Below are 21,288 nucleotides of genomic sequence, written 5' to 3' on the forward strand. Positions count from 1 at the left end.
ACCCGGGCCGGAGCCCGGAGCGACCGGCCCGTCGGTGACGGGGCCCGGAGCCGTGGTGCACGCCGGGATCGAGACCGGCGCGCACCTCGTCTTCGCGGACCGAACCCGACGGCCGACCCGCCCGCCGGCCCCGCCGTCACCGCCGCAGCGGCCACCGCGCGACGCGGCGGCCCGGCCTTGCGAGGAGGGCCTGTGAGCGGCAAGAAGAACGGCGCCCCGGCGCCCGACCGGGCGGAACTGGTCACCGCCCTCGGCGTCGAGGTCTCCGACGAACTGCTGGAACGCGCGCTGACGCACCGTTCCTACGCCTACGAGAACGGCGGCCTGCCCACCAACGAGCGCCTGGAGTTCCTGGGCGACTCGGTGCTCGGCCTGGTCGTCACCGACACCCTGTTCCGCGACCACCCGGACCTGCCCGAGGGGCAGCTGGCCAAGCTGCGCGCCGCCGTGGTCAACATGCGGGCGCTGGCGGGGGTGGCGCGCGGCCTGGGCGTCGGCGCGCACATCCGGCTCGGCCGGGGCGAGGAGGGCACCGGCGGGCGCGACAAGTCGTCGATCCTGGCCGACACGCTGGAGGCGCTGATCGGCGCGGTGTACCTGGACCGCGGCCTGGAGGAGGCCTCCGCCCTGGTGCACCGGCTGTTCGACGGGCTGATCGAGCGTTCGGCCGGCCTGGGCGCGGGCCTGGACTGGAAGACCTCGCTCCAGGAGCTCACCGCCGTCGAGGAGCTGGGCGTCCCCGAGTACCACGTGGCCGAAAGCGGCCCGGACCACCAGAAGACGTTCCGCGCCTCGGTGCGGGTCGGCGGCACCGCCTACGGGTCGGGCGAGGGCCGGTCCAAGAAGGAGGCCGAGCAGCACGCCGCCGAGGCCGCCTGGACCGCCATCCGCGAGAGGGCCGTCAAGCGCGAGACCGAGAAGGCCCGGCAGGGCTCCGACGAGAACGGCGCCGGCCCCGCCGTGGCCGCCTCCGACAGCGGGCCCGCCGGTGCCTGAGCTGCCCGAGGTCGAGGTCGTCCGGCGCGGTCTCGACCGCTGGACCACCGGCCGGACGGTCGCGGCCGCCGAGGTGCTGCACCCGCGCGCGGTGCGCCGCCACCTGGAGGGCCCGGCCGACTTCACCGCGCGGGTCGCCGGGCGCACGTTCCTGGCCCCGCGCCGCCGCGGCAAGTACCTGTGGCTGCCGCTGTCGGACGCCGGCCCGGACGCCCCGCCCGACACCGCGATGATCGCCCATCTGGGGATGAGCGGCCAGCTTCTGGTCAACGAGTCCGGGCGGGAGCCCGAGAAGCACCTGCGCGTGCGGTTCACCTTCGCCGACGGCGGCCGCGACCTGCGGTTCGTGGACCAGCGGACGTTCGGGCACCTGATGCTCGCCGACCTGGTCCCCGACGCGCTGGCCCCGGACGCCGCGCCGGTGCCCGCGCCGATCGCGCACATCGCCGCCGACCCGCTGGAGGCGGCGTTCGACGAGGAACGGTTCTTCCGGGCGCTGCGCCGCAAGCGGACCGGGATCAAGCGGGCCCTGCTCGACCAGTCGCTCATCAGCGGCGTCGGCAACATCTACGCCGACGAGGCGCTGTGGCGCGCCAGGCTGCACTGGGCGCGGCCGACCGAGACGATGACCCGGGCGGAGGCCGAACGCGTCCTGACGGCCGCCAGGGAGGTCATGGCGGCGGCGCTGAAGGCGGGCGGGACCTCCTTCGACAGCCTGTACGTGAACGTCGACGGGGAGGGCGGCTACTTCGAACGCTCCCTGGACGCCTACGGCCGCCGCGACGAGCCGTGCCGCCGCTGCGGGACGCCGATCCGGCGGGACGTGTTCATGAACCGGTCCTCGTTCAGCTGCCCGACCTGCCAGCCGCGCCCGCGCCGGGCCCGGGCCTGAGGGACGGGCCCGGGGGACGGTCCGGTACCGAGGGGGAGCACGATGGACGAGGGACGCGACGGCGAGAAGATCGCTGACGAGAAGGCCGGGACACGGTTGACCGCGTGGGTGCGCGGGCATGTTCAGGGCGTGGGTTTTCGCTGGTGGACGCGGGCCCGCGCACTGGAGCTCGGTCTGGTGGGAAGCGCCTCCAACCTTCGCGACGGCCGTGTGGAGGTCATCGCCGAAGGGCCTCGCGAGGCGTGCGAGAGACTGCTGGAGCTACTGCGCGGCCCGGGGACGCCGGGACGTGTTTCGGGGGTGGTGGAACGGTGGAGCGAGCCCCGCGGCGGACTGGTCGGTTTCGAGGAACGCTGACGGGGTAGGGAAATCCGGTTTGTACCTGCTAAACTAGTCACGACAGGTTGTTACCGGCCCGTGATGTCCGTCTTGACCCGGACCTCGGGCGGTGCGACTCTAGACGATACGCGCACCAACATCTCGTTGCTCTTCGTGCGCGATTCCTGCTGGTTACTCAGCGTGGAGGACCCTTAGTCATGGCGAAGGCTCTACTCGGCCACGTCGGCGGTCCCGACCCCCGTATGGTCGCGGAGATGCGGCGTCTGCAGCAGCGCGTACGTGATCTGGAAGCCGAGCTGGTACGGCTTCAGACGGAGAACGACGCCCTCGCGACCGCGTCTGACGGCGATGCCGTCGTTCCGCTCGGTGTCTCGGACCGCGAACCGGCGCTGACCTGATTCAGCGCTTTCTCAAATGAACAGGGGGACGCCGCCTTCGGCGTCCCTTCCTTTTGCCCGGAGTGGTTTGTCGCGATCTGAGTGATCAGCGAAGATTGCGGCCAAGAATGCCGTCCATCCGGGATTGTGGCGTATCCCGCGGGTGCGTTACCGCACCCGCCGACCATCCCGTCCCTTCGGGCCGGGATCACCAGTTCGGGATCATTCGTCCGCGCCACGTTCCGCCCTACCCGCGAACGGGCCACCGCGGCCCCTCCTCCGGGAAAACGCCCCCGCGCCGCACGCCGGCGTGGAAGATGGCACATTGGAGGAGAACGGCCGCGTGGCCGACGGGTCCTGACGGGGTTCCGTCGTACCGGCCCGGTATCGTTCGTGAACGCTCCCGAGCCGTGCGCCGGTGAGTGACCAGGGGGAATCTCAAGCAGGAGGACGGCGACCGCGTGTACCTGAAGACGTTGACGCTGCGCGGCTTCAAGTCCTTCGCGTCCGCCACCACGCTGCGGTTCGAGCCCGGCATCACCGCCGTGGTCGGCCCCAACGGGTCGGGCAAGTCCAACGTCGTGGACGCCCTCGCCTGGGTCATGGGAGAGCAGGGCGCCAAGTCGCTGCGCGGCGGCAAGATGGAGGACGTCATCTTCGCCGGCACCGCCAACCGCGCCCCGCTGGGCCGCGCGGAGGTGGTGCTGACCATCGACAACTCCGACGGCGCGCTGCCCATCGACTACTCCGAGGTCACGATCTCCCGACTGATGTTCCGGTCGGGGCAGAGCGAGTACGCCATCAACGGCGACCCCTGCCGCCTGCTGGACATCCAGGAGCTGCTGTCGGACTCGGGCATCGGCCGCGAGATGCACGTCATCATCGGGCAGGGCCAGCTCGACCGCGTGCTGCACTCGGGCCCCGAGGGCCGCCGCGCCGTCATCGAGGAGGCGGCCGGCGTCCTCAAGCACCGCAAGCGCAAGGAGAAGGCGCTGCGCAAGCTGGACGCGATGCAGGCCAACCTCAACCGCGTCCAGGACCTCACCGCCGAGCTGCGCCGCCAGCTCAAGCCGCTGGGACGGCAGGCCGAGATCGCCCGCCGGGCCGCCGTCATCCAGGCCGACCTGCGCGACGCCAAGGCGCGGCTGCTCGCCGACGACCTGGTCACCCTGCGCGACAGGCTCGAACAGGAGGCCGCCGACGAGGCGTCCATCCGGCGGCGCCGCGCCGAGACCGAGCGCGCCCTGGCCGAGACCCAGGAGCGCGAGGCCGTGCTGGAGGCCGAGGAGGCCGCCGAGGCCCCGAAGCTCGCGCAGGTCCAGGACACCTGGTTCCGGCTGTCGGCGCTGCGGGAACGGCTGCGCGGCGTCGCCGACCTGGCCGCCGAACGCCACCGCAACGCCGCCGAGGCCCGCGACGAGGAGCGCCGGGGCCGCGACCCCGAGGACATGGAGCGCGAGGCCGCCGCCGTCCGCGAGCAGGAGGAGATGCTGCGCGCCGCGCTGGAGGAGGCCCGCGAACGCCTGGAGTACGCCGTCGAGGAGCGATCCACCGCCGAGGAGGCCCTGACCGCCGAGGAGCGCCGCCTCCAGGCCGCCGCCCGCGCCGCCGCCGACCGCCGCGAGCAGCTGGCCCGGCTGCGCGGCCGCGTGGAGGCGCTGCGCAGCAAGGTCCAGGCGGGCCACTCGGAGATCGGGCGCCTCACCGAGGCGCGCGCCGAGGCCGAGCAGCGCGCCGAGACCGCGCGGGCCGAGTTCGAGGCGTTCGAGGCCGAGGTCGTGGAGGACCCCGAGCTGCTCGCCGAGCACGAGGCGGCGCAGGAGGCCCTGGCCACCGCCAAGGACGCCGTCGAGACCGCGCGGGCCGCCGTCGACGGCCCGCGCCAGGAGCTCAAGGAGGCGCGGGCGGCGGTCGCGGCGGCGCGCTCGGCCGACCAGGCCGCGCAGAAGAGGGTCGCCGCGCTCCAGGCCCGCATCGAGGCGCTGAACCTCACCCTCGCCAGCGCCGCCGACGGGGGAGAGGCCCTGCTCGCGGCCGGTTCCGACGGGACGCTGGACGGCGTGCTGGGGACCGTCGCGTCGCTGCTGACCGTCCGCCCCGGCTACGAGACCGCCGTCGCCGCCGCGCTCGGCCACGCCGCCGAGGCCGTCGCCGTCGGCTCCCTGGACACCGCCGCGGCCGCGCTCGCGCTGCTGCGGTCCCGCGACGCCGGCCGCGCCGGGCTGCTGGTCGGCGGCGGACCGTCCGGAAACGGCCACCGCGTCCCCGGCGCCGACTACGCCATCGACGCCGTCACCGTCCCCGACCCCGTGCGCCCCGCCCTGCACCACCTGCTCGGCGACGTCGTGGTCGCCGACGACGTGGCCGCCGCCGCCGAGCTGGTGCGCCGCGCGCCGGAGCTGCGGGCCGTCACCCGCGACGGCGACCTGGTCGGCGCCCACTGGGCACAGGGCGGCGGCGCGGGCGGCGCGCAGGGCCTGCTCCAGATGCGCGCCACCCTCGACCAGGCCACCGAGGACCTGGCCACCGCCGAGTCGGCCGCCGAGCACACCGCCGCCGCCCTCGCCGAGGCCATGGAGCGCGAACAGGCAGGCCAGGCCGCGCTGGACGCCGCGCAGGCCGCCGTCCAGCAGGCCCAGTCCGGCGTCAACCAGGCCCAGTCGGAGCTGGACCGGGTCCGCTCCCGGCTGCGCGAGTTCGACGCCCAGGCGGCCCAGGAGGCCAAGCGCGCCGCCCGGCTGGAGGCCGACGTCCGGGCCGCGCGCGGCGAGGTCGAGCGCCTCACCAAGGCCGTGGACGCCGCCCAGCAGTCGCTGGAGTCCGACGCGCGGGCCGCCGAGGAGCTGGCCCTGCGGCTGGCCGAGGACGAGGAGGCGGCCGAGGCCGCCGACGACATCGGCCACGACACCGAGGCCCGCGACGAGCTGGCCGCCCGCGTCCAGGAGCTGCGCTCGGCCGAGATGGAGCAGCGCCTGTCGGTCCGCACCGCCGAGGAGCGCGTGCAGGCCATCGCGGGCCGCGCCGACGCCCTGGTCCGGGGCGCGCAGCGCGAACGCGAGGAGCGCGCCCGCGCCGCCCGCCGCCGCGCCCGCCGCGAGCAGCAGGCCAGGATCGCCGAGGCGGTGCTGGCCGGGGCGCGGATCGCCCTGGAGCGCATCGAGACGTCCCTGGCCGAGGCCGTCACCCTGCGCGAGGCCGCCGAACGCGCCCGCGCCGCCCGCGACGCCGAGCTCAAGGTCGTGCGCGGCCAGGTCCGCGAGCTGTCGTCCACCCTGGAACGCCTGGTCAACGTCGTGCACGGCACCGAGGTCGCCCGCGCCGAGCAGCGCCTGCGCCTGGAGCAGCTGGAGCAGCGCGCCCTGGAGGAGTTCGGCCTGGAGGTCGAGGCCCTGGTCGACGAGTACGGCCCCGACCAGCCGGTCCCGCCCGGCCCCGAGGCGGGCGAGGACGCCCGGCCGGTCCCCTACGACCGCGCCACCCAGGAGAAGCGCGCCCGCGTCGCCGAACGCCAGCTCAACCAGCTCGGCAAGGTCAACCCCCTGGCGCTGGAGGAGTTCGCGGCCCTGGAGGAGCGCCACGCGTTCCTCACCACCCAGCTGGAGGACCTGAAGAAGACCCGCCGCGACCTGATGAACGTGGTCAAGGAGGTCGACGAGCGCGTCCAGGAGGTGTTCGCCTCCGCCTACGCCGACACCACCGCCCAGTTCTCGCGGATCTTCGCGCGGCTGTTCCCCGGCGGCGAGGGCAGCCTGTCGCTCACCGACCCCGAGGACATGCTCGCCACCGGCGTGGAGGTCTCGGCCCGCCCGCCCGGCAAGAAGGTCAAGCGCCTGTCGCTGCTGTCGGGCGGCGAGCGCTCGCTGGTGGCGATCGCGTTCCTGGTGTCGGTGTTCAAGGCGCGGCCGTCCCCGTTCTACGTGCTGGACGAGGTCGAGGCGGCCCTCGACGACACCAACACCCAGCGCCTGCTGACGGTCTTCGAGGAGCTCCGCGAGTCCTCCCAGCTGATCATCATCACGCACCAGAAGCGCACGATGGAGGGCGCCGACGCGCTCTACGGCGTCAGCATGCGCGGCGACGGCGTCACCCAGGTGGTCAGCCAGCGCCTGGAACGCGACCGCGACGAGTAGCGCGGCGGGCGGGCGCGTTCGGCGCGGTGGCCGTTTTGCCGTTTTCTGGAGAACCCTTTCCGGCGCGCCTGGCTCTGGCGGGGACGCCTTATAACCTCGCCTCCGTAATTTCGCAAAGGTGCGCGCGTTCACCAGGGGCGGGACCTCCACGGCCATCATGCTCGCGTTGGCCCTGGGAGCGTCCATGGGCGTCCGCCGGTGCGAGAAACCGCCCACCACGCCCGCCGCGCCCACCCCCACCGCGAGCGCCACCGGCGCCGTCACCACCGCCGCCGAGAAGCACGGCTGGGGTCGCTCGATCGCCGACGACGACTTCAGCGGAAGACGGCTCGACCCGGACGACTGGACGGTCTACGACGGCCCCGGGCACGCGGGCAAGGGGCGCCGCAGCCCCTCGGCCGTGGCGGTGCGCGGCGGCGTCCTGACCATCACCGGGACGCCCGACGGCACCACCGGCGGCCTGTCGTGGCTGCCCGGCGCGCGCAAGCACGGCCGCTGGGAGGCCCGCGTCCGGATGGACCGCGCCTGCGCCTGCTACCACCCGGTCCTGCTGCTGTGGCCCGTGCGCGGCGGGGGCGGCGTCGCCCCCAAGGGGGGCGGCGGCGAGATCGACTACCTGGAGGTCACCGACGACGGCACCCGCCGCAGCGCCCTGTTCTTCCTGCACTACGGGTCCGAACGCGAGCACCGGCAGCTCAGCGCCCGCGTCGAGACCGACCTGACGCAGTGGCACACGTTCGCCGTGGAGTGGACGTCCCGCGCGGTGACCGGATACGTCGACGGCCGGGTCTGGTTCCGCTCCGACGACCCCGCCACGCTGCCACCGGGGAAGATGGGGCAGGCCATCCAGCTCGACTGGTTCCCCGAGGACGCCGGGCGCACCCACCGCGACGTCCCGCGCGACGCGCGCGCCACCCTCCAGGTGGACTGGATCCGCATGTACCGGCCCTGACTGGCCGGACCGCCCGTTCGGCGCACCGGCGCCCGTCTGGAAAACTGGTACGCGTTATGGAATATCTGATCCTCATCGCCGGGCTGGCGGTCGTCGCCTTGGTCATCGGCGGCGTCGTGTTCTTGCGGCCGGGCCGCCGCAAGCCCAGCCCGCCCGTGGAACACGCGGAGCGGCCCGAGGTTCCAAGGACCGGCACGACCGTCCTCGAGAAGGAGGATCAGGCGGCGCCGCCCGCCGAGCGGGCCCCGCCGGTCGAGGAGGCCCCGGTCAGGCCCGGGGTCGAGATCGAGCAGCCGCCGCCCGGCGCGGGGCGCCTGGTCCGGCTGCGCGCCCGGCTGGCCCGCTCGCAGAACGCGTTCGGCAAGACGCTGCTGGGCCTGCTGTCGCGCGACACCCTCGACGACGACGCCTGGGAGGAGATCGAGGACACCCTCATCGGCGCCGACATCGGCGTGGCGGTGTCCCGCCAGATCACCGAGGCGCTGCGCACCCGCGTGCAGGTGCTGGGCACCCGCTCGGTCGAGGAGGTGCGCGCCCTGCTCAAGGAGGAGCTGGTCAAGCAGATCGGCCCCGACTTCGACCGCGCCGTCCGGACCGAGCCGCACGGCGACAAGCCCGCCGTCGTGATGGTCGTCGGCGTCAACGGCACCGGCAAGACCACCACCACCGGCAAGCTGGCCCGCGTGCTGGTCGGCGACGGCCGCACCGTGCTGCTGGGGGCCGCCGACACCTTCCGCGCCGCCGCCGCCGACCAGCTCCAGACCTGGGGCGAACGCGTCGGCGCCGAGGTGGTCCGCAAGGAGGAGGGCGCCGACCCCGCGTCGGTCGCGTTCGACGCCGTCAAGCGCGGCATCGAGTCCAAGGTGGACACCGTCATCGTCGACACCGCCGGCCGCCTGCACACCAAGACCGGGCTGATGGACGAGCTCGGCAAGGTCAAGCGGGTGATCGAGAAGCAGGCCGCGGTCGGCGAGGTGCTGCTGGTGCTGGACGCCACCACCGGCCAGAACGGCATGCAGCAGGCCCGCGTGTTCGCCGAGGTCGTCAACATCACCGGCATCGTGCTGACCAAGCTGGACGGCACCGCCAAGGGCGGCATCGTGGTCCAGGTCCAGCGGGAGCTGGGCGTCCCGGTCAAGCTGGTGGGCCTGGGAGAGGGCCCCGACGACCTGGCCCCGTTCGAGCCGGAGGCGTTCGTGGACGCCATCCTGGGCGACGCCTGACCGTCGCCCTCCGTTTTTCCGTCCGCACCCCGTCCGCATCCCTGATGCGGGCGGGGTGTTCGTTGTTCGGCGGAAGGGGCGGGACGGTTCCGGAACGGTGCCGGAAAGCCAGGTTCCACTGGCCTGAGCGGCATGCGGTGAGGCTTTCGAAACAGACCCGAAACATCGGGGTGACGGGTTTCACACCGGCGAAACACTCATGCCCCGCACGTGAAACGGCCTGGCTGAAAGCTCTCGGGCAGAGTCAGTCACCCTCCCCGAAAGGACGGCCAGCATGCCGCCGGACGTGCTCGAATCGCTGAACTCAGGCGACACCGCCTGGGTTCTGGCCGCATCCGCGCTGGTCCTGTTGATGACACCGGGGCTCGCCTTCTTCTACGGCGGCATGTCCCGTTCCAAGAGCGTCCTCAACATGATGATGATGAGCTTCGGCACCATCGCGCTCGTCAGCGTCATCTGGGTGCTCTACGGATACTCGCTGGCCTTCTCCGGCGACGTCGGCAACGGGCTGATCGGCAACCTCGACAAGATCGGCCTGAAGGACACGCTGCTGACGGCCTCGGGCACCTCGCCGGAGCTGGCCTTCGTCGCGTTCCAGCTCATGTTCGCGATCATCACGCCCGCGCTGATCAGCGGCGCCATCGCCGACCGCGTGAAGTTCGGGGCGTGGATGGTGTTCGTCGGGATCTGGGTGACCGTCGTGTACCTGCCGGTCGCGCACTGGGTGTTCTACTTCGGCGACACCTCCAAGACCGGCGACGGCGGCTGGCTGGCCGACAGCGTCCTGGCCCTGGACTTCGCGGGCGGCACCGCCGTCCACATCAACGCCGGCATGGCCGCCCTCGCCCTGGCCCTGGTGGTGGGCAAGCGCGTGGGCTGGCCGAAGGAGCAGATGCGCCCGCACAACCTGCCGTTCGTGCTGCTGGGCGCGGGCCTGCTGTGGTTCGGGTGGTTCGGCTTCAACGCCGGGTCGGCGCTGGCCGCCAACGGGCAGGCCGCGGTCGCGTTCGTCAACACGCAGGTCGCCACGGGCGCGGCGGCGCTCGGCTGGATCATCGTGGAGAAGCTCCGGCACGGGAAGTCCACCACCCTCGGCCTGGCCTCCGGCGCGGTCGCCGGGCTGGTCGCCATCACCCCGGCCTGCGCCTCGGTGAACCCGCTCGGCGCGATCGCGATCGGCCTGATCGCCGGCGCCCTGTGCGCGGTGGCGATCGGGCTGAAGTACCGGCTCGGGTTCGACGACTCCCTCGACGTGGTCGGCGTGCACGCGGTCGGCGGCATCACCGGCGCGCTGCTGATCGGGCTGTTCGCCACCGGCACCGTCACCGGCATCCTGACCCCCGAGTCCGACGGCGTGAACGGCCTGCTCATGGGCGGCGGCCTGGAGCAGCTCGGCCGCCAGGCGATCGGCGTGGTCGCCGTCGGAGCGTTCTCCTTCGTGGCCACCTGGATCATCGCCAAGCTCCTCGATGTCACGATGGGCCTGCGCGTCACGCCCGAGGACGAGGTCTCCGGCATCGACCAGGCCGCGCACGCCGAGACCGCCTACGACCTGGGCCCGTCCACCGGCGGCGGCACGGGCGCGCTCGCGGCGGCGGTCGCCGCGGCCAAGGAGAAGCCGGCCGGCAAGCCGGCTGACCGGAAGGTGGAGGCATGAAGCTGGTCACGGCAGTGATCAAGCCGTTCAAGCTGGACGAGGTGAAGGCGGCCCTGGAGGCCTTCGGGGTCAAGGGCCTGACCGTCAGCGAGGCCAGCGGCTACGGGCGGCAGAAGGGGCACACCGAGGTGTACCGGGGCGCCGAGTACCAGGTGGACCTGGTGCCCAAGCTGCGGATCGAGGTTCTGGTGGACGCCGACGACGCCGACGACATCATCGACGTCATCGTCAAGGCCGCCCGCACCGACAAGATCGGCGACGGCAAGGTCTGGGCGGTTCCCGTGGACACCGTGGTCCGCGTCCGCACCGGCGAGACCGGACCCGAGGCCCTGTAGGTGACCGTCGCGTACGACACGGGGGGCGGATCGGCCGCCCGCACCGCGTCACAGGCCCGCGCCGCGCTCGCCGCGGCGCGGGCCTCGCGCTCGGCGGAGCTGGACCGCTGGCTGGCGGACCTGCCGGCCGCCGGACGCGGCCCCGGCCGCCCCGCGGGCGCCGGCGACGTCGCGCTGGTCGCGGTCGGCAGCCACGCCCGCCGCGAGCTGACCCCCGGCGGCGACCTGGACCTGGTGCTCGTCCACCGGGGCCACCCCGGCATCGCCGAGGTCGCCGACCGCATCTGGTACCCGGTGTGGGACTCGGGCCTGCGCCTGGACCACTCGGTCCGCACCGTGGGGGAGGCCCGCGAGGTCGCCCGCGCCGACATGAAGGCCGCGCTGGGGCTGCTGTCGGCCCGCCGCATCGCCGGCGACCAGGCCCTGGCCGACGAGCTGCGCGCCGCCGTGCTGGCCGACTGGCGCGCCGACGCCCGCCGCCGCCTGGCCGAGCTGGCGGCGATGAGCCGCGAACGCTGGGAGAAGCAGGGCGAGCTGGCGTTCCTCCTCGAACCCGACCTCAAGGACGCCCACGGCGGGCTGCGCGACGTGCACGTCATGCAGGCCGTGGCCGCGTCCTGGGTGGCGCCCGCGCCCGACGCGCGCGTGCGCGCCGCCCACGACCTGCTGCTGGACGTCCGGCACGCGCTGCACGACGCCACCGGCCGCGCCACCGACCGCCTCGTCCTCCAGGAGCAGGAGTCCGTCGCGCACGCCCTCGGCCTGATGGACGGCGACGTGCTGATGCGCCTGACCGCCGAGGCCGCCCGCACGGTCACCCACGCGGGCGACCAGCTCTGGCGGCGCGTCGAGCGCTTCTGCCGCCCCCGCCGCGCCGCCTCCCGCGCCGTCGAACGCCGCCCGGTCGGCGACGGCGCGGTCGAGCAGGAGGGCGAGGTCGTCCTGGCGCGCGGCGCGGACCTGGGCGACCCGTCCCTGGTCCTGCGCGTGGCCGCCGCGGCCGCCCAGGCGGACCTGCCCCTCGCCCCCGCCACCGTGGAACGCCTGGCCGGGCACGCCGCGCTGCCCGGCCCCCGCTGGCCCGCCGGGGCCCGCGACGCGCTGGTGGCGCTGCTGGGCGCGGGGCCGCCCGCGATCGGCGTGTGGGAGGCCCTGGACCAGGCCGGGCTGATCGTCCGGCTGCTGCCCGACTGGGAACGCGTCCGCAACCGGCCACAGCGCAACCCGTTCCACCGCTTCACCGTGGACCGCCACCTGGTCGAGGCCGCGGCCGGGGCCGCCGCCCTCACCCGCGAGGTCGCCCGCCCCGACCTGCTGCTGGTCGGCGCGCTGCTGCACGACATCGGCAAGGGCTGGCCCGGCGACCACTCCACGGTCGGCGCGGTCGTGGCCCGCGACCTGGGGACGCGCCTGGGCTTCCCGCCCGGCGACGTCGCGGTCCTGGAGGCCCTGGTCCGCCACCACCTGCTGCTGCCCGAGACCGCGACCCGCCGCGACCTCGACGACCCGGTGACCGTGGCGACCGTCACCACGGCCGTCGCGGACGTCCCCGGCCGCGAACGCGAGCTCGTGGAGCTGCTGGCGGCCCTGGCCGCCGCCGACGGCCAGGCCACCGGCCCCGCCGCGTGGGGCGGCTGGAAGGCCCGCCAGGTCGCCGAGCTGGCGCGCCGCGCCACCGCCGCGCTGGCGGGCGGCACGCCCCCGCCCCCGCCGCTCCCGGACTCCGAGCACCTGTCCCTGGCCCGCTACGACGGCGCGGCCGTCCGCGTGGCGGGCCCCCGCGTCACGATCGCCGCGCCCGACCGTCCCGGCCTGCTGTGGCGGGCGGCGGGCGTGCTGGCGCTGCACCGCCTGGCGGTGAAGACGGCGCGTTCCATGACGGCGCAGGAGACGCCCACGGCGGTCCTGGACTTCACCGCGGTCCCTGAGTACGGCACCCCGCCGGACCCGGCCGCCCTGGAGGCCGACCTGCGCCTGATGCTGGCCGACCGCCTGGACGTCGCGGCCCGCCTGGACCGCCGCGCCCGGTCGGTCCGCCCCCGGCCCGGCGCCCCGGCCCCGCCGCCCCGCGTCACGATCGTGGACGACGCCTCGCACACCGCGACGGTGGTGGAGGTCCGCGCCCACGACCGCCCCGGCCTGCTGTGGCGCATCGGCCAGGCGCTGGGCTCGTGCGGGCTCCAGGTGCGCGGCGCGCAGGTGGACACGCTGGGCGCGGAGGTCGTCGACGTCTTCTACGTGGTGGACGCCGCGGGCGACCCGCTGACCGACCCCGCCGTCCTGGCCGAGGTCCGCCGGGAGGTCCTGGCGGCCCTGACCTGACCCCGCGCGCGGAGTACCCCGGGACGAGCCGCGCGTACACAGAAGGAAGGACACCGACTCCGTTCCCGCGGCGGAGGCCCGGACGCCGGCGACCGGCCACGCTTGGTCTGTGATCTCGGAAAGCCGCACGACCTCGTCACGGGCGATCCTGGCGGCGGGCATCGCCGTGTACACCCTGGCCTTCGCCTGGCTCCTGCTCACCGGGACGACGCGGATCGGCGCGTCGGCCGACGACGGGGCGGCCAGGATCTCCCTGTGGGCGGCGGTGCTGCCCCCGCTCGCCGCCCTGCTCCTGACCCGCCTGGTCCCGCCCGCCGTGACACCCCCGCTCCCGCTGGCCGGGCTCCCCGGCCGGCGGCTCGCCCGGGAGACCTGGGCGATGATCGGCGCCGCCGTGGCGTTCCCGCTGCTGCTCACCGTGCTGCCCAGGAACGACCTGTACCCCCTGGTCAAGGTCCTGGTGCTGCTGGCGCTGCCCGCCCTGGCCCTGCGGCTGCTCCGCGACGGCGGCCCGAAGGCGCGGGCGTTCCCCGCGCCGGTCACCTGGCTGGCCCCGCTCCCGGCGGCGGCGGCCTGGTTCCTGCTCTCCCAGGTGGGGCCGCTCGCCCCGCCCCTCACCCAGGACCTGCCCGACCCCGTCGTCCTCGCCGTCGCCTCACTGATCACCTTCCTCACGGCGAGCGTGCTGGAGGAGATCTTCTACCGGGGATGGCTCCAGACCCGCCTGGAGGCCCGCCACGGCCGCTGGCCCGCGATCATGATCTCGTCGCTGCTGTTCGCGGCGATGCACGTCACCCACATCCGCGCCGGCGCCGTTCCCGAGGGACTGGCCACGGTCGTGGCCTACCAGGGACTGTTCGGGGTCATGCAGGGCTACCTGTGGTCCCGCTACCGCAACATCTGGGTCCCGATCGCCGTCCACACCGCCGTCAACCTCGTCTACATCGACCTTCTCGTCCAACGCTTCTGAGACCCGGGACGATCCTCGCTCCGCTGCGGTCGCTCGGCCCGATACTCTGATAGGCGATTCTGAAGCTTCCTAGGACGGGTCCAGACAACGTGTTCGAGACGCTCTCCGATCGGTTGACGACGGTCTTCTCGTCGCTGCGCAGCAAGGGCCGGCTCTCCGAGGCCGACATCAACGCGACGGCCCGCGAGATCCGCGTCGCCCTGCTTGAGGCCGACGTGGCGTTGCCCGTGGTCAAGGACTTCATCGCGCACGTCAAGGAGCGCGCCACCGGCGCGGAGGTCTCCCAGGCGCTGAACCCGGCCCAGCAGGTCGTCAAGATCGTCAACGAGGAGCTCATCCAGATCCTCGGTGGCGAGACCCGGCACATCCGGTTCGCCAAGACCGCGCCCACCGTGATCATGCTGGCGGGTCTGCAGGGCGCCGGTAAGACCACCCTGGCGGGCAAGCTGGCCCGCTGGCTGAAGCAGGAGGGCCACACCCCGCTGCTGGTCGCCGCCGACCTCCAGCGCCCCAACGCCGTCCAGCAGCTCCAGGTCGTCGGCGAGCGCGCCGGCGTCCCGGTGTTCGCGCCCGAGCCCGGCAGCGGCGTCGGCGACCCGGTGAACGTCGCCCGCGACTCCATCGACGAGGCCCGTCGCGCCCTGCACGACGTGGTCATCATCGACACCGCGGGCCGCCTGGGCATCGACGCCGAGATGATGCAGCAGGCCATCGACATCCGCGACGCCGTCCGCCCCGACGAGGTGCTGTTCGTCGTGGACGCCATGGTCGGCCAGGACGCGGTCAACACCGCGCAGGCGTTCATGGACGGCGTCGGCTTCGACGGCGTGGTGCTCACCAAGCTCGACGGCGACGCGCGCGGCGGCGCCGCGCTGTCGGTGCGGCACATCACCGGCCGCCCGATCATGTTCGCCTCCACCGGCGAGAAGCTGGAGGACTTCAACGTCTTCCACCCCGACCGCATGGCCGGGCGCATCCTCGACATGGGTGACATCCTCACCCTGATCGAGCAGGCCGAGCAGGCGTTCGACGCCCAGCAGGCCGAGAAGATGACCACCAAGTTCGTGTCGGGCGAGGACTTCACGCTCGAGGACTTCCTCGAGCAGATGATGATGATCCGCAAGCTCGGCCCGATCGGGAACCTGCTCGGCATGATGCCGGGCATGGGCCAGGTCCGCGACCAGGTCAAGCAGATCGACGACAAGGACCTGGACCGCGTCGCGGCGATCATCCGGTCGATGACGCCGGACGAGCGGAGCAACCCCAAGATCATCAACGGGTCGCGCCGCGCCCGCATCGCCCGGGGCTCCGGCGTCCAGGTCGGCGAGGTCAGCGCCCTGGTCACCCGGTTCTTCGAGGCCCAGAAGATGGTCCGCGCCATGGCGGGGGGCATGGGCCTGCCCGGCTCGCCGGCCCGCCGCAACGCCAAGAAGCAGGTCAAGGCGGCCAAGAAGAAGGGCAAGCAGCGCAGCGGCGACCCGCGCAAGCGCGCCATGGGCAACCAGCGCGCCGAGCAGCCCGCGGTCGACGGCGCGCCCCAGGGGCTGCCCCCGGGCCTCGGCGGCCAGCTCCCGCCCGGGCTGGCCGGTCAGCTTCCGCCGGGCTTCCAGATGCCCGACCTGGACAAGCTCCAGAGCCGGAAGAAGAAGGACAAGTAGGGCGAGTCAGACGTGTGACAGCGGCCGCGGCACCCCGGGTGACCGCGGCCGCCGCGCGTTCCCGGGCGTTCCGTGCGGGCGCGCCGCCCGTGACGGCATGCCCGGAACGGGAATGGGGGAGCGCCCGGAACGCGTTCCGGGCACGGGTGGCCGCGTGTCACCGCACGATTGCGCTTTTTCCGCGATCGTCTGGCAGAATGGCACGCTGGAAACCCCGGAATCGCCAGGCGCCCTCTCTCGTCCTGAGCGGCCGGAGTCCATCGAACGCCCGGGAGCCGGTGTTCCCCACCTGGCCGCGGCGCCGTTCACCCTGTAATGAAGTCTGGAGTACACCACACCCGTGGCAGTCAAGATCAAGCTCAAGCGTCTGGGGAAGATCCGGAACCCGCAGTACCGGATCGTCGTCGCCGATGCCCGCACCAAGCGTGACGGCCGGGCCATCGAGGAGATCGGGCTCTACCAGCCCAAGCAGGAGCCCTCGCTCATCCAGATCGACTCCGAGCGGGCGCAGTACTGGCTGGGCGTCGGCGCGCAGCCGACCGAGCCGGTGCTGAACCTCCTCAAGATCACCGGCGACTGGCAGAAGTTCAGGGGCGAGCCGGGCGCCGAGGGCACCCTGAAGGTCGCCGAGCCCAAGCCCGACCGCAAGGCGGTCTTCGAGGCCGCCGTCAAGGAGTCGATGGGCGACGCCCCGGCCGACGCCCCGGCGACCAAGTCCAAGGCCAAGAAGTCCGAGCCGAAGAAGGCCGACGAGGCCGCCGCCGCCGACGACGAAGCCAAGAGCGAGGGCTGACGTGCTCGAAGAAGCGCTCGAGCACCTGGTCCGCGGGATCGTCGAGCACCCGGACGACGTCCGGGTGCGCGCCCGTCGGATCAGGGGCGGCCGGGTTCTTGAGGTGCGCGTGCACCCCGACGACCTCGGCAAGGTCATCGGCCGCAGCGGTCGTACCGCCAAGGCCCTGCGCACCGTGATCAGCGCCCTGTCGGGTGGCCGGTACGTGCGCGTCGACCTGCTCGACGTCAACGAGGTCCGCTGACCGTGGCACCCCGGTTCACACAGCGGGCCACCGCGCCCGCGGGGTCCGCCGTCGCGGACCGGGGCGTCTCGGACCAGGGCGCCGGCCCCGACCCCCGGGCGGGCCGGTCATGACCGAGGCGAACGATCAGCGGATCGTCGTCGGCCGGATCGGGCGGGCCCACGGGGTCCGCGGCGAACTGGCCATCGACGTGCGCACCGACGATCCGGACCTCCGGTTCGCGCCGGGCACGGTGCTGGCCACCGACCCGGCGTCCACCGGCCCGCTGACCGTCGAGAAGGCCCGTTGGCACTCGGGCCGCCTGCTCGTGCGCTTCGCCGGGGTCGACGACCGCACCGCCGCGGAGAACCTGCGCGGCACCTGGCTCGTCGTCGACCCCGACGACCTCTACGCCTCCGACGACCCCGACGACTTCCACGACCTGGAACTGATCGGGCTCGCGGTGGTCACCGTCGCCGGAGAACCGGTCGGCACCGTCACCGAGGTCCGGCACCACGCCCAGGACCTCCTGGTGATCCACCGGGAGACCGGGGAAGAGGTGCTGGTCCCGTTCGTCGCCGCGCTCGTCCCCGAGGTGGACGTCGCGGGCGGACGGCTCGTCGTCGACCCGCCGCCGGGCCTGCTCGACGACGGATCATGAGACTCGACATCATCACGATCTTCCCGGAGTACTTCGCTCCGCTGGAGGTCTCCCTGCTGGGCAAGGCCCGCCGCGCCGGGCTGCTCGACGTGTCGGTGCACGACCTGCGGTCCTGGACCCACGACCGGCACCGCACCGTCGACGACACCCCCTACGGCGGCGGTCCCGGCATGGTCATGAAGCCCGAACCGTGGGGCGAGGCCCTGGACGCGGTCGCCCCGCCCACCGCCGAGGCCACGCCGCGGCTGGTGGTCCCCACCCCGAGCGGACGCCCGTTCACCCAGGCCATGGCCGCCGAGTACGCGGCGCGTCCGTGGCTGGTGTTCGCCTGCGGCCGCTACGAGGGCATCGACCGGCGCGTCTACGACGAGGCCGCCACCCGCATGCCGGTCGACGAGGTCAGCCTCGGCGACTTCGTGCTGGCGGGCGGCGAGGTCGCCGTGCTGGTCATGATCGAGGCGATCAGCCGTCTCGTCCCCGGCGTGCTGGGCAACCGCGAGTCCGTCACCGACGACTCGTTCGCCCCCGGCGCGATGGAGTCCCTGCTGGAGGGGCCCGTCTACACCAAGCCGCCGGTCTGGCGCGAGCGCGCCGTCCCCGACGTCCTGCTGTCGGGCCACCACGGCGCCATCGCCCGCTGGCGCCGCGACGAGGCGCTGCGCCGCACCGCCGCGCACCGCCCCGAGCTGCTGGCCAGGCTCGACCCGGCCGCCCTCGACAAGCACGACCGCAAGGTCCTCGCCGAGGCCGGTTTTCCGGTTGACGGCGAAGATATGGCACACTGAAGCGTTGTCGCGTACACGCACGCCTGCGTGCGACACACCGACTTGAAGATCCACTCGCGCGGCGCGACGCCCCCTCTGCCCGTTCTTCCGGGGCCTCTCGACGTCCGCGCTCCATCCAGTTGAGGAACGCCATGCACACCCTGATCCAGGAGATCGAGCAGGCCGCGCTGCGCACCGACCACCCGGACTTCCGTCCCGGTGACACGGTGCGGGTGCACGCCCGCATCACCGAGGGCAAGGTCACCCGTGTCCAGGTCTTCGAGGGCGTGGTGATCCGTCGCCAGGGCGGTGGCGCCCGCGAGACCTTCACCGTCCGCAAGGTCAGCAAGGGCGGCTACGGCGTCGAGCGCACCTGGCCGCTGAACAGCCCGCACATCGAGAAGCTCGAGGTCGTCACCCGCGGTGACGTCCGCCGCGCCAAGCTGTACTACCTGCGCAACCTGCGCGGCAAGGCCGCCCGCATCAAGGAGAAGCGCGACTTCTGAGCCCGTCGGCTCCACCGACCGCTCCGACGCCCCGGGAACCCGGCACGGTTCCCGGGGCGTTGCCCGTTGCGGTGGGGAACTGCCCGCGACACGCTTGTGCACAGGGTGCGAAGGGCCCGCCGCCGATAGGCTTGCCCTTCGATGACAGACGAGGACGATCGGAGAGACGTGCGTTCCGAAGCCGAGGGCGCGGTGCCCGAAGAGAAGCAGACCGTGACCTCCGGTGAGGACACCGCCGCCGACGACGCCAAGGGCAAGAAGAAGAAGCAGGGCTCGTTCTGGAAGGAACTGCCCCTCCTGATCGGCGTGGCGCTGGTGCTCGCGCTGGTCATCAAGATGTTCGCGGTGCAGGCGTTCTACATCCCCTCCGGCTCGATGGAGAACACCCTGCAGATCGGCGACCGGGTGCTGGTCAACAAGATCGTCTATCACACCCGGGACGTGGCGCGCGGCGACATCATCGTCTTCAACGGCCTGGACTCCTGGGACCCCGAGGCCGAGGTGCCCGAGCCGACCAACCCCGTGTCCAAGGCGCTGCGCGCCGTCGGCACGCTGTTCGGCGTGGCCCCCAACGAGAAGGACTACATCAAGCGGGTCATCGGCATCCCCGGCGACACCGTCGAGTGCTGCGACGCCGGCGGCCGCGTCACCGTCAACGGCCACCCGCTGGACGAGAGGTCCTACATCTTCACGGACCCGGTGACCCGCGAGCAGGACAAGCCCTCCAACGAGCGGTTCAAGGTGACCGTGAAGGAGGGGCAGCTGTGGGTGATGGGCGACCACCGCTCGCTGTCCTACGACTCCCGCTCCCACCGCGGCGACCCCGGCGGGGGCACGATCCCGGTGGACAAGGTGATCGGCCGGGCGTTCGTGATCGTGTGGCCGTTCAACCGCATCGACACGCTGCCGATCCCCGGCACCTTCAAGCAGCCCGCCCTGAAGGCGGCGGCGGCCCTGACCCCGGTCACGCCGCTGGCGCTGGGCTTCGCGGGGGCCCTTCCCCTGACCTGGCTGACCCGCCGGGTCCGCCTGCGCCTGCGCGGCGACTGACGGGCTCCCGCCCGGCTCCGACGCCCCGGCCGCGCGATCCGCGCGCCGGGGCGCGCCGTTTCCCGGGGGCGGAACGCCGCACACGGCGGTGGATCCGGAGAACCATGGCACATCGGACGGTGGTGGGCACGTACGCTGCGGTGCATGAAGGGTCGTCCGCTCCGTTTCACGCCGCGCCGTGACGCCGGGCTGTACGCCTACGAACGCGCCCTGGAGCACGCCGGGCTCGGGCCGGTCGCGGGCGTCGACGAGGCGGGCCGCGGGGCGTGCGCGGGCCCGCTGGTCGTCGCCGCGGTGATCCTGGGCACCGGCGCGCGCCGCCGCGTTCCCGGCCTCGGCGATTCCAAGCTGCTCACCCCGGCCCGCAGGGAGGCGGTCTACGCCGAGATCGTGGAACGCGCGCAGGCGTGGAGCGCGGTGGTGATCCCGAGTCACGACATCGACCGGGTCGGGGTGCACCGCTGCAACATCACCGGGATGCGGCGGGCCCTGGCCCTGCTGGAGGAACGGCCGGGGTACGTGCTCAGCGACGGCTTTCCCGTGCCGGGCCTGACCGTGCCCTCCCTCGCGATGACCAAGGGGGACCGGGTCGCCGCGTGCGTCGCCGCCGCCTCGGTGATCGCGAAGGTGACCCGTGATCGGATCATGGTGGAGCTGCACGGGCGGCACCCCCGGTACGGCTTCGACGTGCACAAGGGATACATCACCAGGGAGCATTCGGCGGCGCTGGCCGAGCACGGGCCGTGCGCCGAGCACCGCTTCTCCTATGTCAATGTCGGACGGGCCTTGCGCGACAATGGAACGGTGGCCCCGGGGGAGGGCACCGGGACCCCGGCCGCGCGGGTCCCGGGCGTGGGCCGGACGGAAAGGGCGCGCACATGAGTGCTGAGGATCTCGAGAAGTACGAGACCGAGATGGAGCTCCAGCTCTACCGCGAGTACCGGGACGTCGTCGGGCTGTTCGGCTACGTGGTGGAGACCGAGCGTCGCTTCTACCTGACCAACTCGGTGGACCTCCAGGTGCGCGGCGGCGACACCGGCGAGGTCTTCTTCGAGGTCACGATGCAGGACGCGTGGGTCTGGGACATGTACCGCCCGGCCCGCTTCGTCAAGAACGTCCGGGTGGTCACCTTCAAGGACGTCAACATCGAGGAGCTGGCCAAGAGCGACTTCGAACTCCCCTCCGAGCAGTGACGCGCAGGAGGGCCAGCGCGGTGGCCGCACGCGTGCCGGGAGGGGCCGAGCAGACCACGAGGGTCTGGCCGGCCTCCGGCGCCAGGAGCATGTCGCAGTCGAGGGTGAGAGGGCCCAGCTCCGGATGCTCGATGGTCGTGGTGGCGGCGCGCAGGGTGCTGGAGCGCCCGCCCCGCCAGAGCTCGTCGAACCACCCGCTCCCCGCAGCTCGGCGATGAACCGGGCCAGGTCGGGATCGCCGAGGATC

21 protein-coding genes are annotated in these 21,288 nt (G+C 73.3%); 20 read left to right on the forward strand and 1 reads right to left on the reverse strand.

Annotated elements, in window-relative coordinates:
* The first annotated feature begins 192 nt into the window (after positions 1–192).
* The 20 genes from rnc (at position 193) to HNR61_RS04750 (ending at position 21,041) form a co-directional block, all read left to right on the forward strand.
* Positions 193–996: a ribonuclease III gene (rnc, locus tag HNR61_RS04655; RefSeq protein ID WP_182841785.1), complete on the forward strand. Its 804-nt coding sequence runs from the start codon at positions 193–195 to the stop codon at positions 994–996.
* Entirely contained in the window at positions 989–1,888 is a 900-nt protein-coding gene (mutM, locus tag HNR61_RS04660; RefSeq protein ID WP_182841786.1) for a bifunctional DNA-formamidopyrimidine glycosylase/DNA-(apurinic or apyrimidinic site) lyase, read from the forward strand. Before rnc ends, mutM begins: the two co-directional genes overlap by 8 nt.
* Positions 1,889–1,930: 42 nt before the next feature.
* Positions 1,931–2,245 carry an acylphosphatase gene (locus HNR61_RS04665; protein WP_182841787.1) on the forward strand — a complete coding sequence of 105 codons (315 nt, stop codon included), beginning with the start codon at positions 1,931–1,933 and terminating at the stop codon, positions 2,243–2,245.
* Positions 2,246–2,424: 179 nt separating this feature from the next.
* On the forward strand, positions 2,425–2,625 hold the full coding sequence (locus HNR61_RS04670; RefSeq protein WP_067830134.1) for a hypothetical protein: 201 nt from the start codon (positions 2,425–2,427) through the stop codon (positions 2,623–2,625).
* Positions 2,626–3,065: 440 nt separating this feature from the next.
* The gene (smc, locus tag HNR61_RS04675) at positions 3,066–6,734 is read left to right on the forward strand and encodes a chromosome segregation protein SMC (RefSeq protein ID WP_182842298.1); all 3,669 of its coding nucleotides are present in this window, start codon (positions 3,066–3,068) and stop codon (positions 6,732–6,734) included.
* A gap of 118 nt (positions 6,735–6,852) precedes the next feature.
* Positions 6,853–7,686, forward strand: coding sequence for a glycoside hydrolase family 16 protein (locus tag HNR61_RS49040; protein WP_182841788.1), 834 nt, complete (start codon positions 6,853–6,855; stop codon positions 7,684–7,686).
* A 56-nt stretch (positions 7,687–7,742) separates the two neighbouring features.
* Entirely contained in the window at positions 7,743–8,909 is a 1,167-nt protein-coding gene (gene ftsY, locus HNR61_RS04685; RefSeq protein ID WP_182841789.1) for a signal recognition particle-docking protein FtsY, read from the forward strand.
* Between the two features lie 274 nt (positions 8,910–9,183).
* A complete protein-coding gene (locus HNR61_RS04690; RefSeq protein WP_182841790.1) occupies positions 9,184–10,566 on the forward strand; it encodes an ammonium transporter in 1,383 nt (460 codons plus the stop codon).
* Positions 10,563–10,901, forward strand: coding sequence for a P-II family nitrogen regulator (locus HNR61_RS04695; RefSeq protein ID WP_067830146.1), 339 nt, complete (start codon positions 10,563–10,565; stop codon positions 10,899–10,901). Before HNR61_RS04690 ends, HNR61_RS04695 begins: the two co-directional genes overlap by 4 nt.
* On the forward strand, positions 10,902–13,223 hold the full coding sequence (locus HNR61_RS04700) for a [protein-PII] uridylyltransferase (RefSeq protein ID WP_182841791.1): 2,322 nt from the start codon (positions 10,902–10,904) through the stop codon (positions 13,221–13,223). It begins immediately after the preceding gene.
* Between the two features lie 109 nt (positions 13,224–13,332).
* Positions 13,333–14,193, forward strand: a complete 861-nt coding sequence (locus tag HNR61_RS04705) for a CPBP family intramembrane glutamic endopeptidase (RefSeq protein ID WP_182841792.1) — start codon at positions 13,333–13,335, stop codon at positions 14,191–14,193.
* Positions 14,194–14,282: 89 nt separating this feature from the next.
* Positions 14,283–15,851 (forward strand): signal recognition particle protein, encoded by a 1,569-nt coding sequence (gene ffh / locus HNR61_RS04710; protein WP_182841793.1) that lies wholly within the window; start codon positions 14,283–14,285, stop codon positions 15,849–15,851.
* A 340-nt stretch (positions 15,852–16,191) separates the two neighbouring features.
* Complete coding sequence (gene rpsP / locus HNR61_RS04715; protein ID WP_182841794.1) at positions 16,192–16,644, forward strand: 30S ribosomal protein S16; 453 nt, start codon at positions 16,192–16,194, stop codon at positions 16,642–16,644.
* 1 nt (position 16,645) lies between these two features.
* The gene (locus HNR61_RS04720; RefSeq protein ID WP_067482376.1) at positions 16,646–16,888 is read left to right on the forward strand and encodes an RNA-binding protein; all 243 of its coding nucleotides are present in this window, start codon (positions 16,646–16,648) and stop codon (positions 16,886–16,888) included.
* Between the two features lie 109 nt (positions 16,889–16,997).
* Entirely contained in the window at positions 16,998–17,528 is a 531-nt protein-coding gene (gene rimM, locus HNR61_RS04725) for a ribosome maturation factor RimM (RefSeq protein ID WP_067830160.1), read from the forward strand.
* Entirely contained in the window at positions 17,525–18,313 is a 789-nt protein-coding gene (trmD, locus tag HNR61_RS04730) for a tRNA (guanosine(37)-N1)-methyltransferase TrmD (RefSeq protein WP_182841795.1), read from the forward strand. Before rimM ends, trmD begins: the two co-directional genes overlap by 4 nt.
* A gap of 131 nt (positions 18,314–18,444) precedes the next feature.
* Positions 18,445–18,798, forward strand: coding sequence for a 50S ribosomal protein L19 (gene rplS / locus HNR61_RS04735; protein ID WP_067830164.1), 354 nt, complete (start codon positions 18,445–18,447; stop codon positions 18,796–18,798).
* Positions 18,799–18,966: 168 nt separating this feature from the next.
* Positions 18,967–19,848, forward strand: a complete 882-nt coding sequence (gene lepB / locus HNR61_RS04740; protein ID WP_312897771.1) for a signal peptidase I — start codon at positions 18,967–18,969, stop codon at positions 19,846–19,848.
* Positions 19,849–19,992: 144 nt separating this feature from the next.
* Positions 19,993–20,730 (forward strand): ribonuclease HII, encoded by a 738-nt coding sequence (locus tag HNR61_RS04745; protein ID WP_182841797.1) that lies wholly within the window; start codon positions 19,993–19,995, stop codon positions 20,728–20,730.
* Positions 20,727–21,041: a DUF2469 domain-containing protein gene (locus tag HNR61_RS04750; RefSeq protein WP_067830174.1), complete on the forward strand. Its 315-nt coding sequence runs from the start codon at positions 20,727–20,729 to the stop codon at positions 21,039–21,041. The genes HNR61_RS04745 and HNR61_RS04750 overlap by 4 nt, the downstream gene beginning before the upstream one ends.
* On the opposite strand, the gene HNR61_RS50405 is transcribed toward HNR61_RS04750, so the two are convergent.
* The gene (locus HNR61_RS50405) at positions 20,989–21,195 is read right to left on the reverse strand and encodes an MmyB family transcriptional regulator (protein ID WP_182842299.1); all 207 of its coding nucleotides are present in this window, start codon (positions 21,193–21,195) and stop codon (positions 20,989–20,991) included. The genes HNR61_RS04750 and HNR61_RS50405 overlap by 53 nt on opposite strands.
* Positions 21,196–21,288 lie beyond the last annotated feature (93 nt).

Origin of the sequence: Actinomadura kijaniata (assembly GCF_014138665.1) — a bacterium.
Taxonomy (GTDB): domain Bacteria; phylum Actinomycetota; class Actinomycetes; order Streptosporangiales; family Streptosporangiaceae; genus Spirillospora; species Spirillospora kijaniata.

Bases quoted from the DNA above. Each gene is read 5' to 3' on its own strand.
- HNR61_RS04665 (WP_182841787.1), top strand. From the start codon at position 1,931: ATGGACGAGGGACGCGACGGCGAGAAGATCGCTGACGAGAAGGCCGGG.
- HNR61_RS04670 (WP_067830134.1), top strand. From the start codon at position 2,425: ATGGCGAAGGCTCTACTCGGCCACGTCGGCGGTCCCGACCCCCGTATG.
- ftsY (WP_182841789.1), top strand. From the start codon at position 7,743: ATGGAATATCTGATCCTCATCGCCGGGCTGGCGGTCGTCGCCTTGGTC.
- HNR61_RS04690 (WP_182841790.1), top strand. From the start codon at position 9,184: ATGCCGCCGGACGTGCTCGAATCGCTGAACTCAGGCGACACCGCCTGG.
- HNR61_RS04695 (WP_067830146.1), top strand. From the start codon at position 10,563: ATGAAGCTGGTCACGGCAGTGATCAAGCCGTTCAAGCTGGACGAGGTG.
- rimM (WP_067830160.1), top strand. From the start codon at position 16,998: ATGACCGAGGCGAACGATCAGCGGATCGTCGTCGGCCGGATCGGGCGG.
- trmD (WP_182841795.1), top strand. From the start codon at position 17,525: ATGAGACTCGACATCATCACGATCTTCCCGGAGTACTTCGCTCCGCTG.
- rplS (WP_067830164.1), top strand. From the start codon at position 18,445: ATGCACACCCTGATCCAGGAGATCGAGCAGGCCGCGCTGCGCACCGAC.
- HNR61_RS04745 (WP_182841797.1), top strand. From the start codon at position 19,993: ATGAAGGGTCGTCCGCTCCGTTTCACGCCGCGCCGTGACGCCGGGCTG.
- HNR61_RS04750 (WP_067830174.1), top strand. From the start codon at position 20,727: ATGAGTGCTGAGGATCTCGAGAAGTACGAGACCGAGATGGAGCTCCAG.